Genomic DNA, 16,258 nt, shown 5'->3' on the forward strand with positions numbered 1-16,258 from the left:
ATAGTACAGCGTGGCAATATTTGAAAATGGAATAACCATTATCTATATATTTCGCCTTATTCTAATATTCCTGCTCGTCTGTGATATAGCATCTTGAAGTAACTTAGGTATATACTGGGCGATATAATGTTTAAAGAAAAAACCACGAAAATAGGAATTGAAATGACGACTGTGATGTACGGAATTAAAAACTGCGACACCATTAAAAAAGCCAAGAAATGGTTAGAAGCAAACGAACTGGAATTCACATTTCACGATCACCGCGTTAACGGTTTAGATAAAGCACAACTGATCAACTGGTGCGAGACACTGGGTTGGGAACAAGTGCTGAATAAACGTGGCACCACTTACCGCAAATTAACCGATGAACAAAAAGCAGGGCTAACAGAAGCCACTGCGATCGAATTGTTAATTGAACAGCCAGCGATGATCAAACGTCCAATTCTCGAGGTAGATGGTCAACTTACATTAGGCTTTAAAGCCGATACTTACGCTGCACTATTCGCTAAATAATATATAAAAAGTACTTGCAGCACTGGCGACTAAAGTAACCCAGTGCTCAAAATATGCTGTAAAAAGGAATTACTCATGTCAGACAGTTTAGTATTACAACTTGCCAAAGATCTACTTAGTCGTAAATCAGTGACGCCCGAAGATGCCGGTTGTCAGCAAATGATCATCGAACGCCTTGAAAATCTCGGATTCACTATCGAAACCATGGTATTTGAAGACACGACTAACCTTTGGGCTCGTCGCGGTACCACTGCCCCGGTATTTTGCTTCGCCGGTCATACCGACGTTGTACCAGTAGGTAAAATCGAAGATTGGGATACCGACCCGTTCGTACCCACTATTATTGATGGCTATTTACACGGTCGTGGCGCAGCAGACATGAAAGGTTCTATCGCATCATTCTTAGTCGCTGTCGAAAACTTCGTGAACGAACACCCTGATCACCAAGGTTCAATTGCATTATTGATCACCAGTGATGAAGAAGGCCCGTTCATCAATGGCACAACGCGTGTGATTGATACTTTAGAAGCGCGTAACGAAAAAATTGACTGGTGTATTGTGGGCGAACCATCAAGCACCAGCAAAGTTGGTGATATTGTTAAAAATGGTCGTCGCGGTTCTTTAACCGGTGACATCGTCGTGAAAGGTATTCAAGGTCACGTGGCTTACCCACACCTTGCAGAGAATCCAATTCACAAACTCGCACCAGCATTGTCTGAGCTAAGTCAAGTGGTTTGGGACAGAGGTAATGACTACTTCCCTGCCACAACGTTACAAATCACCGACATCCGTAGTGGTGCAGGCGCAAGTAACATAGTACCGGGTGAAGCAACTTGTCAGTTTAACCTGCGTTATTCTACCGAGTTGACTGCCGATCTAATCAAATACCGCATTGAAGGCATTTTCGAAAAACACGATTTAAATTACGAAATCAGCTGGATCCACAGTGGCCGGCCTTTCTTAACAGAACCTGGAAACTTGCTAAATGCGATTACTGATTCAATCGAGGATGTATGTGGTTATGCATCAGAGCTATCTACCTCAGGTGGTACATCTGATGGTCGTTTCATCGCTCCAACGGGTGCTCAAGTGGTCGAATTAGGTCCTGTAAACGCAACTATTCACAAAGTGAATGAATGTGTGAAGATTACAGATATTGAGCAATTAGCAGAAATATACGAGCAAACGCTGGTTAAGCTACTAGCACAATAACGCTTAACGCTAGCAGAATGATGGCTTGTTACCACCCTGACAAGCCATCATTTATTCCGCCAATATGAATTTCTCATGACGTAATAACCTGTATTCTACCCAATTATCACCTAAATACCCTCATATCATCCGCTAGTAACCATATAAAAAACCGATAACCCCATCACATTCCATAACAAATCTTATAATTCATCAACAAACCGTAAAACTCATTATTTACAATGGATTAACATATTTTAGATACCCATAGAGGCATTTTTTAGTGTCTTAAAATGGTGTTCTCATACTTTCCGTTAATTGACTTTAATCAATCTCTGGCATATTGTTTATGCAGTTGCATAGTTTTGCAGAATAAATAATTTGTTAATGATATTGTTTTAATAAAAGGAAGTTGTATGGCTTTAATCCAAGCGCCAAATTCAGTTGTAATGGTTCGACCGTGGAAATTTTTCTCGAATCCAGAAACCGCAGTTGATAATGCATTTCAAAAAACCGGCCTCGATGAACAAGACTCGCTTGAGTTAGATCGTACTGGTATATCACTACAAGCAAAAAATGAATTTGATATCGTCGTCGCAGGATTAAACGAAAACGGCATCAACGTCCATGTATTTGATGATTTTGGGGAAAAAGAAACCCCAGATTCAGTATTCCCGAATAACTGGTTTTCGACCCACAGTGGTGGCCATGTTGCGCTGTATCCAATGTTTTCACAAAACCGCCGACGTGAACGCCGCAGTGACATTATTGAAATGTTAAAAGCCAATTATCGTGTGCAAGATGTTATCGACTTCTCTGGCTTAGAGTGGGATAACCTGTTTCTTGAAGGCACTGGCGCGATGGTACTGGATAACGTTAACCGCATCGCCTACACCGCTAAATCAAACCGTTCTAGCGAAGTGATCCTTGAACGCTTCTGTACCACATTCCAATACGAACCAATGGCGTTTGAAACGGCTGATGCTACAGGCACAGCGATTTATCATACCAATGTGATGATGTGTGTAGCGTCTAAATACGCACTTATTTGTTTAGACATGATCCCAAATGAAGCACGTCGCGCAGCAGTTAGGCAGCGTTTAGAAGAATCAGGCATTGAAGTGATTGAACTGAGCTTCGACCAAATTGATAACTTTGCTGGTAACGCTATCGAACTCACAGGCAATGGCAGCAGCCACTTGGTTATGTCACAACGTGCGAGAGATGCTTTAACAACCGAGCAAATTGCACGCATAGAACAACATTCAAAAATACTCAGTTTTAGCGTGCCAACTATTGAGTTAGCAGGTGGCTCGATTCGCTGCATGATCGCAGGGATCCACTTAAGCCCACGAACGTAAAAACACATTTAGCAGTAACAAAATATAGAAGATATGGCTTATGGAAAAGGAAAAGGTTATGGAAACCAGTTATGTAAAATCAGCGACAGGTGAATTGAAGCAAGTATTACTTTGCTCTCCCACTTACCTTAATCTTTCACCAATCAACAAAATTGCTGAAGATTGGTTAGAGAAAGGCGAACAGATTGATCAACAAAAATGCTTAAGCGAACACCAACAGTTGATTGATATCTACGAGCAAAATGGCATTAATGTCGAAGTACTTACGCCAACTGAAAACTTGTCGAGTCAAGTATTTGCCCGTGACTTTGGTTTCAATATCAAAGAAGGTTATGTACTTGGCCGTTTCAAAGAAGAAATTCGCCACGCAGAAAGCCTGCTGTATGCAGAAAAACTCGCCGAGCTTGGTGTACCAATCATTGCCACTTGTCATGAAGGCGTATTAGAAGGCGGTGACTTCTGGCAGCTGGATGAAAAAACCTTAGCCATTGGTACGTTACAGCGTTCTGATGAAAAAGGTATCCAAAGCATTCGTGAACAGCTTGAACCATTAGGTTATACGATTATTGCGGTTAACTCGAAACCAGAATACCTACATCTCGACATGATCTTTAATATTGTCGGTGAAAAGACGGCCGTGACTTATTACGACGGTTTACCACAAGAGTTCAAAGATTACCTTAATGAAACGGGCTACGACCTGATTAAAATTGAAGAAGAAGGGGTGTTTAAGCACTTCTGTAATCTACAAGCATTGGGTAACAAACGCATTATCTCGTTAAGTGCAAATACAGCTGTAAACGCGCAATTACGCGAACGTGGTTTCACTGTATTTGAACTGCACTCTACCGAGATTTTAAAAACTGGCGGTGGTCCACACTGCATGACGTTCCCATTAGAACGTCACTAAAAATTAATACGGCAGTGTGTATTCTATAAGATCAGCGTTAAACTTTTTCTAACGAAATAGACAAGATCGCAGACGCACTGTCGATACCGATATTGACCAGTTCATTATCTTTGAATTTGTACGAGGCCATGCTGCCTTCTAACCATAATCCATCAATTAATGCATTGATTTTTATGGCAAGTACTTCACATTCATGATGATCAACTGAAATGTCTTCGGTGGCTAATGCAGCACGAATTAATGGTTCTAAAATTTTAGTTGTTTTAGCATATTCATTAGTACGAATGGCAGCCATTTCAGGGTCGATGTACGTCATCGGCAAGAAGTTGGCCCATAACAATACGGTACGTGGTGACACGATAGGCTCTGATAGAGTCGCTTGAATAAAATGCTGTAACCGGGTTTTTGCACACACTTCTAGGTCGTTTATTTCGACACGAGAATTGACGTACATAATCTCGAGTAATGCGGAATAGGCCGCGCGGATCAGTTCGTCTTTACCGGAAAAGTAAAAACGGATAAGACCGTTGGTCACGTTCGCATATTCAGCCACATTACGTACTGTCGTTTTTTGTAAACCTTCGTTAGCAATGCAATCAAGTGTGGCATTGATTAACTCTTGTTTACGATTTTTACCTTTCGTTCCTTTCGCTGGCATAGGCAGGTATTTAATCCGTATTTAAGTATAAGGTGAGTCTATTCGACGAAAATTAATCATACCCCTAGGGCGTGATGCTGGCAATTTATTAAGCTAAACCGAATAAAAATAGCACTTAACCCGATGCACATAACTGATGTGTATCTCATTATAAACGTATTAGATAAACCACTCATTGATTATTGTAATCATGAATGTAATGGAAAAATTCGATTTTTCTCTTTTACCTTAGACGGAATTTAACAAGGATCACCATGATTGTTTTAGAGATAAAAGATATTAAAGCGGTAATTGCAAAAGTTGGCTATCAAGACTTTTTTGCACAGCTTAATGATACATTAACTGAAGATTATAAAAATTGGCACGACTTTGATAAATGTCCACGTGTTGCTAACCATGTTGACGATGGTGTTATTGAATTAATGCCAATTTCTAATGCTGAAATGTACTCGTTTAAATACGTAAATGGCCACCCAAAAAACCCAGCACAAAATAAGATGACAGTAATGGCGACAGGCCAGCTATCGTTAACTGAGACTGGCGAACCGCTTATGTTCTCTGAAATGACTCTGCTTACTGGTTTCAGAACGGCTGCAACATCAGCAATGGCTGCCAAGCATCTAGCAAAAAAAGACTCAGAAGTATTAGCGTTAATCGGTACTGGCGCACAGAGTGAATTCCAGTTCTTAGCGTACTCGTTCATCTTTGATTTAAAAGAAGTGCGTTACTTTGATACCGATCCTGCAGCAATGCGTAAGTTTGAACAGAACATGGCGCGTTTCGACATTCGCCTAACACCATGTAAAGACGCAAGAGAAGCGGTGCAAGGTGCAGATTTAATTACGACATGTACAGCAGATAAGAAATACCAAACGGTATTAACCAAAGACATGATCAGCAAAGACGTATTCATTAACGGTCTTGGCGGTGATTGTCCTGGTAAAACAGAAATCGAAAAAGAGTTAGTAGAAAGCGCAACGATTGTTGTTGAATACCTACCACAGTCACGCATTGAAGGTGAGATCCAACAACTGGGTCCTGACTTTACCTGTACTGAACTACACGAAATTGTGAAAGGCGAGAAAACGCTAAACGTTGCTACAGACGGCACTATCTTGTATGACTCAGTAGGTTTTGCACTTGAAGATTACTCAGTACTACGTTTGATCTACAAACTCGCTAAGCAACATAACATCGGTAGCGAAATGGAATTAATCCCTGAACTGGATGATGTGAAAAACTTATTCTCGTTACTATAAACGCTATATAAAAAACAGTTCTCTAGTCTGTCGCGGCTAGTGAGCAGTTGTTAAAATGAATAAGCCTTTGGCCAAAACACTCACGGTAAGCACTATAATACCGTTGGGGTTTTGGTCTTTTTTGTTTAACCAGCGATTAGATTCTCCTGTTTAAAATATGGCTCTATTCACTTAAAAATTATTTTCATCATTTTAAAAAAGTTAAACACCGTCTAGACCCGCATAAATACTGACTTTCAGGTCAGTAAATTAATATATCCGCCTTTTTAGCCCAAAATAAAGCCTTTACAAGATAACAAGCCTTGGACTAGTATCTACCCGTATAAGCGCGTTGGATAAACGCGGCTTACCCGCACACACGATTCGCTTGTACCGCTTAAACTAAAATCCTTATAATTTTTTGCACAGTACCATCCATGAACCCATTCATTTAGGGTTTTCCTTGCGCCCGCAATATATTGCAGCGCAAGAATAAGAGCCTGTGCAAACAAACAGAAGATAGATGTCATGCGTATAGAACAAGAATTGAAGCTAGGTTTTAAAGATGTACTTTTCCGCCCAAAACGTTCAACTCTAAAGAGTCGTTCACAAGTAAGCTTAGAGCGTACATTCACTTTCCCTAACAGCAAGTACACTTGGACAGGTGTACCGGTTATTGCTGCAAACATGGATACTGTAGGTACATTTGAAGCGGCAAAAGAACTTGCTGCACACAAAATGCTAACAGCTGTACATAAGCATTATACTGTTGCCCAATGGAAAGAGTTCCTAGAAGCAAACCCAGAAATCTTTGACCATATCTTTGTATCTACTGGTACATCAGAGTCAGATTTCGAAAAACTTCAACAAGTTCTAGCATTAGATGAGCGTTTACAGTTTATCTGTATCGATGTGGCTAATGGTTACTCAGAATTTTTCATTGATTTCGTACGTAAAGTACGTGAAGCATACCCTTCTAAAACGATTATGGCTGGTAACGTAGTTACTGGTGAAATCACAGAAGAGCTTATTCTGTCTGGCGCAGATATCATCAAAGTTGGTATCGGCCCAGGTTCAGTATGTACAACACGTGTTAAAACAGGTGTTGGTTACCCACAACTGTCTGCAATCATCGAATGTGCAGATGCTGCACATGGTCTTGGTGGCATGGTTGTTGGTGACGGTGGTTGTTCTTGTGCTGGTGATGTTGCTAAAGCATTCGGCGGCGGTGCGGACTTCGTCATGTTGGGTGGTATGTTAGCTGGTCACGACGAAAGTGGCGGCGAGCTGTGCGAAGTTGATGGCAAGAAAACGAAGAAATTCTATGGCATGAGCTCTACCACTGCGATGAACAAACACGCAGGTGGTGTTGCTAAATACCGTGCTTCAGAAGGCAAAACTGTAGAAGTACCTTACCGTGGTCCTATCGAAAATACTATTTTCGATATCCTAGGTGGCGTTCGTTCTACTTGTACTTACGTTGGCGCAGCGTCATTAAAAGAGCTAAGCAAACGTACTACCTTTATCCGCGTACTTGAGCAAGAAAATAACGTATTCGGTAAAGAATAAATTAGTTATTAAATATGTAGGTCTAGAACTACATATTTAAGCTAACAAAGGCGAGCATTGATATGGGCATGTCCATTATTGTGCTCGTCTTTTTGCGTTTATGGATGGTTGAATAGATTAAACAGCGCTAAATATTACATACTCTTACGTTTCAATTATTTACACGATCACAACGCAGACGTATCATCATGAATTATGACTTTATTTAGGTTAAGCTTTAATGGTCCGTATACAAAAATACGTATTTATATCCCTATTAACTACTTTACTAGCATCATGTTCTTACCATGAATACGACCCATCAAAACCTGATAAATATGCTGAATATTGGTGTCCATCAGAGCACAGAAATAATTCCATGCTTGCTGTTCTTGAGACTAATCAGGGTAAAGAAGACCCTATCCCAGATAATTGTGACATATACTATAGATAGTATCGATAATTTGGCGCTGATTGTATGTAAGAAGCATAACCAGAACTTAATTCAACTGAAATAAATAAAAATCAGTTAATCCGTTATGCCTATTTTTCTACGCCCTGCAACAAAAAATGCGATGCCAACACCTAAAAGAAACAAGATAGATGGCTCAGGGACTTCGCTTGCGGTATAACCGATGATGTTATCAATAGAGAAGGCTGCTCCACCGCCAGAAAATTCAGCATGAACCAAATTTTGAAAGGCATTAGAGACTGTAAATAGCTCAAAGTCATCAACACCGTTACGACCATCAAAAATACCGTCCAACACAAAATTTTCTGAGACATTAATCCCTAGGTCTGTAACACCAGTGAGCGTTATTGCGCTCGCATTTACCTTTCCGTCTCTCCAAAACTCCGCACCGTCAAACTCGGAAATCTCAAACGTGTCGCCAGAAATAGAATCCACATTGATGGTAAAAGATCCATTATGCACAAAAGCAACTTGTGTGCCGTTGTTTGTATACAATACCTCATCATTACCAAGATCAATATGCCCATTTCCATCTCTGGAAAGTACGAAATCATTGGCTATAAAACTATTAACAATTAAGTGTGTATTATGAGTAACAGCAACATCTTCAAAATCAATGATAGTTGCCATAGCAGTGGCAGCCATACCTCACAAACTGATGACAACAATAGAGCGCCGTAAAAAACTCGCGATCTTTTTAATTTTCATATTCAGATCTCCTAAAATATTACTTGAGAATGATGTGAAATTTAAATCAGCACCAAACTACTTTAAGCACGTATCATTTCAATATCCGCAACCTACTGCTGCGTTTATAATTTTAGTGAATTTTAAAAATGACATATAGCTATCGGCTTATCAGGTGTAAAAAATACTGACATGCAAGAAGGGGGTGGTAGAATTAATAGTACTATTGTATGTATTGGTAGGCATAAAATACGACAACTGTATCAAGTCCAAGTGCCGAAATTTATTGGTATTCATCTACACGAAACTTTGAAATCTACGTGATAATGTTCATCATGACGTAGCCAAGACCGTTTTTTAGACTCTTTATGTAACTCGATTCCACTCTGGATCGAGCGCTACGCATTCATAATAACCGTCACCAGTCCAACGTGGACCATCCAGTACTTCATAACCATTGACGATAAAAGTCGCAGCCATTTGATCAACTTTCAGCTCCGAACCAACAGAAAATGCAATATGAGCCAATCCCGTGAACTGTGGATATACATCAGCAGCAGATATTAAAACCGAATCCATCTGCATCAACTTGATACGCGGACCACCTGACAGTGTCAAAAAATAAGAACGAAAACCTTTGGTCCGGTTTTCGTATTTTTCATTACTTGTAGCATTAAAAAAGTGCATGTAAAAATGTTTCATTTCTTCCAGATCTTAGCACCAAATTGCCACATGTTCGATTCTCATTTAACCCCGTCACGTTGCTGATCTTCTTCCTCACTAAATGTCATTAACGACTCAATACTAAGAATCGCTTCTACTTCAACGGCACTGTTACTTGTTTTCAACCGAGACTGATAATACTCAGTAAGTGCATTACTTGATGTATTTAGTAATATTTTCTTGATTATCTCTAGCATGTTAATTCCTCTGTTTGTTTAAGCACTGAGGTAAGTATCACCCAATAAAGGGAAGTAAAAAAGAGATTGAATTATATTGTTTACTTCCGGTTAAAGTCGTAATCTTACCTATAATGTCTTTTTTACCCGATTTCCTCACTAAACAAGGAAGTCAAGATGACGATATGGTGCCTGTTTTGAACAATGATAAGAAAATGCTGTATTTCTCTCGGTTAAGTAAGTTAGGTGTTAAGCAAGAAATAGCGATCACCCTGCATGAAGTGGCTGAAGTAACGTTTACCAGTTCCCGACATTGCCGCACCTTATTAAACGAGATGCGTGATTTACGCTGGTTAGAATGGACACCAAAAGCAGGCCGTAACCAACGTTCTCGGCTCTATCTCATTTATGCTGTCGATGAGCTGAAGGCAGAACTAGCGCAGCAGATGATCGCCGTAGGTAAATACGAGAAAGCACTGGCGCTTATCGACCATGATCAACTGTTATTTGGGCTATTGCTGCAAAACACCTCTGGCGCGGTACAACGTGAAGGTCGATTACACATTCAACTGACTTACGCGCGCTCTTTTTCAGCCCTACTTCCGCATATAGCATTAAGAAACAGCGAACGTTTCTTGTTACGCCAGGTTTATTGCTGCCTAGTACAGTGCGATAAGAACGGTGTTATCAGCCCCCAACTAGCCCACCACTGGGTTTACAACGCAGAGTTACAGCGCTGGCGATTCTATCTGCGCCCAGCGCTTACCTTTCATGACGGCAGTACCATTAATGCCGATAAGATAGCGGAATTATTTAATCGCCTAAAACGATTAGCGACATACAAAACTGAACTGGCACATGTCATCCATATATCAGCGATAAACCCGCTCTGTATCGATTTTCAATTAGATCAACCAGACCCTGGGTTTGCAGGACTCGTTGCTGATGTTAAGTACTCAATTCAACCTTACTCTCAGCTTAACGCGACCACGGCTATCGTCGGTAGTGGTGCATTTAAGGTACAGGAACACACACAACAGTATTTGCGATTGCAGGCATACGACAACTATTATGGCCATCGCGCACTTACCGATACCGTCACTATTTGGCAAGTAGCGTCACCACAAATCAGTCCTTCGTGTATCAGGGAAATACAGGCAAACGTGGTACATAAAACCAGTCAGATCCGTTCAAATTATGCAATTAGCAGCCTTGAGCGAGACATTAACAGTCTTGAACAGGAAAATAGCCCTGAGCAAGAAATCGGCAGTCTTCAACAGGGGACTTCAAGTAATGATCAGGCCATTGAAAGCGATCAAAAAAGCAGAATAGAATATGGCTGCCTGCTGGCGATGATAAACAATAAAACTCAGCTTTCATTATTACAGCGTAAATACCTTAGCCAACTGCTTGCGGCTGATAAATTAATGGCAGAATTAAGTAAGTCAACCAACCCGATTGAAGCCATTCCAGCATACAATCTGCTTTCCAATTGGTTAAAAATAACGTCGACAGGCACAACAGCGCAGCCTTTGCCAAGCAAACTGACGATCGCAATATTCGAGCACCATACCTTAAAGGAATGTGCACAGGCGATGACGGTGTTACTTGAACAAGCGGGATTTGAATGCGAAATTAACGTCTATTCCTTTGAGGAGTTACTGCAAAAGGCCAGTGCCAATACACTAATGGAAGACCTTATATTGATAAGTTTGGATTTAGACGACAACCTGCCAACGTCGGTATTCCACTGGATGTTATCGAATGCGGTTCTAAATCACAGTCTTTCTGTTGACGCCAGAGACTGGTTGCAAACTAAATTAATCAACATCCGCCAACAACAACCATTAACCCATTATCTTACCGAGTTGGAATCGATTAGCACGGCAATGATTACTGAGCACTGGATGATACCCATGCTGCATCACAGGCAGACCTTATATTTTCAAGGGGTGCTCAAAGGTGTGTCGATAAATGTCTGGGGTTGGCCTGAAATACATAATGTTTGGTCTGAGGAATACACTAATATTTAGCACCAGAATCATATCAAGGTATAATGGTGCTGACGCATAGCTTTAGAACTGAGTATTCAAGCTTGTCCGATATCTTAAAACCTCTTTGAGATATATATTAATACTCTTCGTTATGCAGACAAATTATTTTTGTATATTTTAACTTTTTATTAGTAAAAGGATAAACATGAATAACAAGATATTAGTATTATATACCATAGCTTCATTAGCTCCATTTTTTGCCAATGCAGGTTCTGATCAAAGTATTATTTATCATATATCAGATAAACAGATACAAGAACAAAGGACTACTCTGGCTGCAAATACTCAGGGGAAAGGCTTCGGCCCCCAGTCTCCACGTGATATAGATTTAATAAAAGGCCGAAACAAACAAGTATTTTCACAAGCGCCTGAATACACAAAAATGAACCTCTGTAATATCCATGTTCATAAAAATGCAGAGCATAAAGGCGGGGAATTTACTCAATATGCAGGTAACGGAGACGGTCAAGGCTATCAAAGCGGTTATAAATACTCAGGTATATTAACCCAACAAGAATTATCTCCACTTAAATATGAAGTCGGTGCAAGTCAGCACGGTAGTTTATACCCTGGCGATACAATTGAAGCTCACTATGTCTATTCAACTGCTCAGGTGAGCCCTGGTCCAACTTTAAGCTCATGTTTCAGTGATACAAATAAAAACCCACAACTTAGAGTCGAAACGCAAGTTTACGTACTTGTTAACGATCCAAAAGCGACCAATTTTATTAAGTTAACTAAGCTAGGTATGACCAATGGTGTTAATCAAGCAGTCAATATTCCAAGTCATACGGGTATTCCAGTACAGTATGCTGGTTCAACAACTGGACCTAGTTATAACGAAATAGGCTCTCCTTTTCAAGTGAGTTGGAGCGTACGTCCACAAGTAATGAAGGTGAGCATAAATAGCGTAGGTAAGTGGCTAAAAAACAATATTTTTGACGAACACTATGCACATGGAGTGAGAAACTTAGTGAATAATCCTGACCTGTTGTCAGATCGCTAACCTCAGTTCAACTTAAGTCATCGCCCTATTCTTTTTAGTCTAGAAATATTAAGCGATGGCTTTGGTGAATTGATTACAAAATAAAAATTCATACAACCTTAAAACCATCCAAAAAGTATAATGACACCTATGTTTCACCACAGGCAGACGCTTGATTTCCAAGGAGGCTTAAAGGCGTACTATAAATGCCTGGGTTTGCCTGAGATACAGAATGTTTGGCCTGAAAAATATGCCAGTATTAAAAGTACCACTTAAGTTATGCTTATTTGTAACTAATTGTAATTGTTAAACGTAAGTCACACTGTTGAGGGGAAAATACACTATTTTATACTGCTTCACTGCCTGTTCTTATAAGATAACTTCGCAACTATAAAAATGTTTATAATTCAAATGTATATCATAGTATTTCTATCATCTACGGTTTTCATCTAGCAATTTTACCGTTGCAACGCTCCAAGTCCATAACAAGCCTAAGGCTGTATGTACCTCTGTTACCCTAAATTATTGACGAGTTATTTTGACCATGACGTTCTTTAGAAAATTATTACTGATTTCTTTTGCCCTATTTGCGCTGTCTAGCTGTGCCAGTAACCCCCACCAAACTGACGCAATTGCGACAGTGAGCAGTGATACGTTTGATAATGGTTTCTTTTATGCCATTCATTCTAAGCAAGAAAGTTCAAATAAAATTGAGTTACGCTTAATGATAAACTCTGGGTCGTTAAGTGAAACAGATGCACAATCAGGCTATGCGCATTTACTTGAGCACATGGCCTTTAATGGCACGAAACACTTCCCCAAACTAAAAATTGATGAGCTGTTTGAAAAATCAGGACTAATCGTGGGTAATGATATTAATGCCTATACCTCGTTTGAAAAAACCGTTTACACACTGTCTATCCCTAAATCTAACCCTCAGTTACTCGCTGATGTGCTGTTGTATTTCCGCGATATTTTAACTGATATAACATTAGAACAAGGTGAATTAGATAAAGAGAAAGGCATTGTCGAAAACGAATATCACCTAAGCACACAACAAGAACAATCTTATAGTTATGCATTGTTTAGTGACTATATCAAAGACAGTGAATACGAAAATCGCTTACCAATCGGTACTATTGATAGCATTAAAAATAGTACTGTTGCCTCTGTTAACGCTTTTTACAAAGATTGGTATCGTCCAAATAATGCAAGATTGCTAATAACGGGTAATGTGGATAGTAAGAATACGGCTCAATTAATCACAGAATTGTTTGCCACAATCGATAAATCATCACACGACAACAAGCAACAGGTATTAACCGCCCCCGCATTGAACACAAAGACTCAGACTTATAGCAGCAAAGTGATTAATTTTTCACAAACGGACCTGCTCTTCGAAGTCCCTGAATTGAAAATTACCAACAGCCTAGATCTCAGTCAAGCACTCAAGCTCGATATGTTAAGTATGCTATTCAATTACCGTTTAAATGCAGCCAACGGCCAACGTGAAGAACCCTTTAGTTATGTTGGTATTTTCCATGATCCATTATTAGGAGATAAAGCGGTTAAGAACATCACGGTGAATCATCAAAAAAATGAAAACCAACAGGCCGTTAAATTTATTGCTCAAGAACTAGCACGTATCCAGCAACACGGTTTTAGTCAAGCTGAATTTGACCTACAACTAGCACAGATAAAATCAGATCAAGCTCAGCTCAACAATCGCTATATCAATCAAGACGCGATGCAATTAGCTGAAGGGACGATGGCTGCTTGGTCAACCGGAAATATTGAATTCACACTGGATATTGAGCAGCAGGCTTATCTGTTATTACTGAGTACAGTAAGTCTTGAAGAACTTAATCAGCTCGCCAATGTGCTTATTAACAGCCCACGTAAAATGACCTTCGCTACGCCTTATCAAGCAGACAAGCCTGATTTGTTAGCGGCAGATAAAATGTTTGCCAATGTCATTAATCGATCGGTTGACAATATTGCCATTAACATTGAAACATTAACCTTACCAATCGTTAAAAATAGTGTTGGAAAAAGTCAGATTAGCAGTGAACGTTTTGATGCTGAACAACAGTTAACCCAGTGGCAATTAAGTAATGGTGTGAGTGTTGTTTTACAGCCAGATAACAGCATTAAAAACTCAGTGCATATTAAATTCACAGCCCCCGGCGGTATCAGTGCATTTACCAAGCAACAGCGCGCTGCGAGTTACCTGTTAATTAATAGTTATTTAAATAGCGGTTTAGAAGGATTATCAGCGCAAACAATACAGCAAAAATTTAACCAAGAACGTATCGACATAATGCCCATTATTAATGCCAACAGTCATGGTTTCAATATGTACTCGATTAATGAGCCAGAGAGCTTGGAGCTGCTGTTCTCAATGCTATACAGTAGCGTGACCAGCGCGACAGTAAATGCTCATCAATTTTCCCTAGAGAAGAAAAGCACCATTGAAGACCAACAAAATACCCTCGCGTTACCAGAAACCAAAACATGGATAAAAGCAGGCGAAATTCTATTCCCTCATAATCCTCAGCAGGAACAAATTTCGGTGCAGGAATTAGCCGCTGTACAACAGACTGATATTGAAGATCTTTATCAAACACTGTTTAATAACGCTAACGGCTATAAACTAACTATCGTCGGTGACTTTGATACTGCGCAGTTAAAACCGCTTATACTACAATATGTTGCGACGCTACCTAAGGGTAAAAACAATACATTTAACCACCCTACCCAATCGTTAATCGCCAAGGCAACTGAACTGAATGAAACAACGAACCCGCAAAATAATGGCCAGGTACTGTTTTATACTGTCACCGATACTCCAAACCAAAGTATTAAAGCAGTTTATCAGGCCGAATTAATGCAGGCTATGATTAGCCAAACACTGACTAAGATCGTCAGAGAACAATTATCATTAACTTACTCTCCTTCAGTCAGGGTTCGCGACCAAGCTGCAGGCCTTGCATTTACCGAAGTAATGATTGAGTTAATGACTAAAGTTGAAGATATCGAAACAACTCAACAGGTTGTTGATGACATCATTGATGACTTACTGACTAACGGCATCACACAAGCACAACTGGACGAAAACAAGAAAATAATAGCGCAAGATCTGGCTTATTCACTCACTGAATCACCAAGTAAACAATGGCTGTTACACCGTGACCATTTGTTTAATTATGCATTAGGCTCAACAGAAAATGCACCTGCGATATTTAACAGTATTTCGGTTGCAGACATGAACCAATTTATTCGCGTCTATCTGGACCCAAGTAAAACCCTTCGACTGACTAACAGACCGCAACAACAATAACAATCGATTCTGATAAATCAGCACACCATCTTTGGTAAATCTACCACTGGTGGTGTATTTCTGTTTGAACTGACTACCCATAAGTTTCCCGCGTTCAATACCTACAAGCTCAATGAAAAATAAGATATAAATATAAATGAACAAATATTCAGCACAATATTAAATATCGATTTATTACATTCAAATTGCGCATTTTGGATACGCATTTTAAAACTTAACGTCTGCTTTCATGTTGATATGTATAACTAATTTAGTTGTTTAATTGTTATTGATGAAAAAATCAGTGAGACATACTGTTAAAATCTATCTCGTTAAAGTTTAATAAAGATATTGAAAAATGTGGATTATATGTTATTTTTCAGTAATCTCAGTGATTTATATTAAATCACTCCTTTCCGAAAT

General features: G+C 39.6%; 13 protein-coding genes. 9 read left to right on the forward strand and 4 right to left on the reverse strand.

Annotation, left to right across the window (positions count from 1 at the left end; translation table 11 throughout):
* The first annotated feature begins 162 nt into the window (after positions 1–162).
* The 4 genes from BT797_RS22465 (at position 163) to BT797_RS22480 (ending at position 3,975) form a co-directional block, all read left to right on the forward strand.
* Positions 163–513, forward strand: a complete 351-nt coding sequence (locus BT797_RS22465; RefSeq protein ID WP_075473668.1) for an ArsC family reductase — start codon at positions 163–165, stop codon at positions 511–513.
* A 75-nt stretch (positions 514–588) separates the two neighbouring features.
* Positions 589–1,725, forward strand: a complete 1,137-nt coding sequence (gene dapE, locus BT797_RS22470) for a succinyl-diaminopimelate desuccinylase (RefSeq protein ID WP_045109523.1) — start codon at positions 589–591, stop codon at positions 1,723–1,725.
* A 395-nt stretch (positions 1,726–2,120) separates the two neighbouring features.
* Positions 2,121–3,065, forward strand: coding sequence for a citrulline utilization hydrolase CtlX (gene ctlX, locus BT797_RS22475; protein ID WP_045109522.1), 945 nt, complete (start codon positions 2,121–2,123; stop codon positions 3,063–3,065).
* A 58-nt stretch (positions 3,066–3,123) separates the two neighbouring features.
* A complete protein-coding gene (locus tag BT797_RS22480; RefSeq protein WP_045109521.1) occupies positions 3,124–3,975 on the forward strand; it encodes a dimethylarginine dimethylaminohydrolase family protein in 852 nt (283 codons plus the stop codon).
* A gap of 37 nt (positions 3,976–4,012) precedes the next feature.
* Here the strand turns inward: BT797_RS22480 and BT797_RS22485 are convergent, their stop codons facing one another.
* Positions 4,013–4,633, reverse strand: coding sequence for a TetR family transcriptional regulator C-terminal domain-containing protein (locus tag BT797_RS22485; RefSeq protein WP_045109520.1), 621 nt, complete (start codon positions 4,631–4,633; stop codon positions 4,013–4,015).
* A gap of 254 nt (positions 4,634–4,887) precedes the next feature.
* On the opposite strand from BT797_RS22485, the gene BT797_RS22490 reads away from it, so the two are divergent.
* A complete protein-coding gene (locus BT797_RS22490; protein WP_045109519.1) occupies positions 4,888–5,892 on the forward strand; it encodes an ornithine cyclodeaminase in 1,005 nt (334 codons plus the stop codon).
* A 507-nt stretch (positions 5,893–6,399) separates the two neighbouring features.
* Positions 6,400–7,440: a GMP reductase gene (locus tag BT797_RS22495; protein ID WP_045109518.1), complete on the forward strand. Its 1,041-nt coding sequence runs from the start codon at positions 6,400–6,402 to the stop codon at positions 7,438–7,440.
* 508 nt (positions 7,441–7,948) lie between these two features.
* On the opposite strand, the gene BT797_RS22500 is transcribed toward BT797_RS22495, so the two are convergent.
* The 3 genes from BT797_RS22500 to BT797_RS24015 form a co-directional block, all read right to left on the reverse strand.
* Positions 7,949–8,521 (reverse strand): PEP-CTERM sorting domain-containing protein, encoded by a 573-nt coding sequence (locus BT797_RS22500; RefSeq protein ID WP_170860835.1) that lies wholly within the window; start codon positions 8,519–8,521, stop codon positions 7,949–7,951.
* A gap of 423 nt (positions 8,522–8,944) precedes the next feature.
* Entirely contained in the window at positions 8,945–9,280 is a 336-nt protein-coding gene (locus BT797_RS22505) for a VOC family protein (RefSeq protein WP_244534303.1), read from the reverse strand.
* Positions 9,281–9,321: 41 nt separating this feature from the next.
* A complete protein-coding gene (locus BT797_RS24015; RefSeq protein ID WP_170860836.1) occupies positions 9,322–9,498 on the reverse strand; it encodes a hypothetical protein in 177 nt (58 codons plus the stop codon).
* Positions 9,499–9,662: 164 nt separating this feature from the next.
* Here BT797_RS24015 and BT797_RS22510 point away from each other — a divergent pair, with 164 nt between their 5' ends.
* The 3 genes from BT797_RS22510 (at position 9,663) to BT797_RS22520 (ending at position 15,856) form a co-directional block, all read left to right on the forward strand.
* On the forward strand, positions 9,663–11,510 hold the full coding sequence (locus tag BT797_RS22510; protein WP_045109516.1) for an SgrR family transcriptional regulator: 1,848 nt from the start codon (positions 9,663–9,665) through the stop codon (positions 11,508–11,510).
* Between the two features lie 166 nt (positions 11,511–11,676).
* Positions 11,677–12,537 carry a delta-class carbonic anhydrase gene (locus tag BT797_RS22515; protein ID WP_045109515.1) on the forward strand — a complete coding sequence of 287 codons (861 nt, stop codon included), beginning with the start codon at positions 11,677–11,679 and terminating at the stop codon, positions 12,535–12,537.
* 523 nt (positions 12,538–13,060) lie between these two features.
* On the forward strand, positions 13,061–15,856 hold the full coding sequence (locus BT797_RS22520; protein ID WP_045109514.1) for a M16 family metallopeptidase: 2,796 nt from the start codon (positions 13,061–13,063) through the stop codon (positions 15,854–15,856).
* Positions 15,857–16,258 lie beyond the last annotated feature (402 nt).

This window comes from Moritella viscosa (genome assembly GCF_900120065.1).
Taxonomy (GTDB): domain Bacteria; phylum Pseudomonadota; class Gammaproteobacteria; order Enterobacterales; family Moritellaceae; genus Moritella; species Moritella viscosa.

Coding starts and splice junctions, on each gene's coding strand:
- BT797_RS22520 (WP_045109514.1), top strand. CDS start 13,061: ATGACGTTCTTTAGAAAATTATTACTGATTTCTTTTGCCCTATTTGCG.
- BT797_RS22495 (WP_045109518.1), top strand. CDS start 6,400: ATGCGTATAGAACAAGAATTGAAGCTAGGTTTTAAAGATGTACTTTTC.
- BT797_RS22515 (WP_045109515.1), top strand. CDS start 11,677: ATGAATAACAAGATATTAGTATTATATACCATAGCTTCATTAGCTCCA.
- BT797_RS22505 (WP_244534303.1), bottom strand. CDS start 9,280: ATGAAACATTTTTACATGCACTTTTTTAATGCTACAAGTAATGAAAAA.
- BT797_RS22500 (WP_170860835.1), bottom strand. CDS start 8,521: ATGGCAACTATCATTGATTTTGAAGATGTTGCTGTTACTCATAATACA.
- BT797_RS22480 (WP_045109521.1), top strand. CDS start 3,124: ATGGAAACCAGTTATGTAAAATCAGCGACAGGTGAATTGAAGCAAGTA.
- ctlX (WP_045109522.1), top strand. CDS start 2,121: ATGGCTTTAATCCAAGCGCCAAATTCAGTTGTAATGGTTCGACCGTGG.
- BT797_RS22510 (WP_045109516.1), top strand. CDS start 9,663: ATGGTGCCTGTTTTGAACAATGATAAGAAAATGCTGTATTTCTCTCGG.
- BT797_RS24015 (WP_170860836.1), bottom strand. CDS start 9,498: ATGCTAGAGATAATCAAGAAAATATTACTAAATACATCAAGTAATGCA.
- dapE (WP_045109523.1), top strand. CDS start 589: ATGTCAGACAGTTTAGTATTACAACTTGCCAAAGATCTACTTAGTCGT.
- BT797_RS22465 (WP_075473668.1), top strand. CDS start 163: ATGACGACTGTGATGTACGGAATTAAAAACTGCGACACCATTAAAAAA.
- BT797_RS22485 (WP_045109520.1), bottom strand. CDS start 4,633: ATGCCAGCGAAAGGAACGAAAGGTAAAAATCGTAAACAAGAGTTAATC.
- BT797_RS22490 (WP_045109519.1), top strand. CDS start 4,888: ATGATTGTTTTAGAGATAAAAGATATTAAAGCGGTAATTGCAAAAGTT.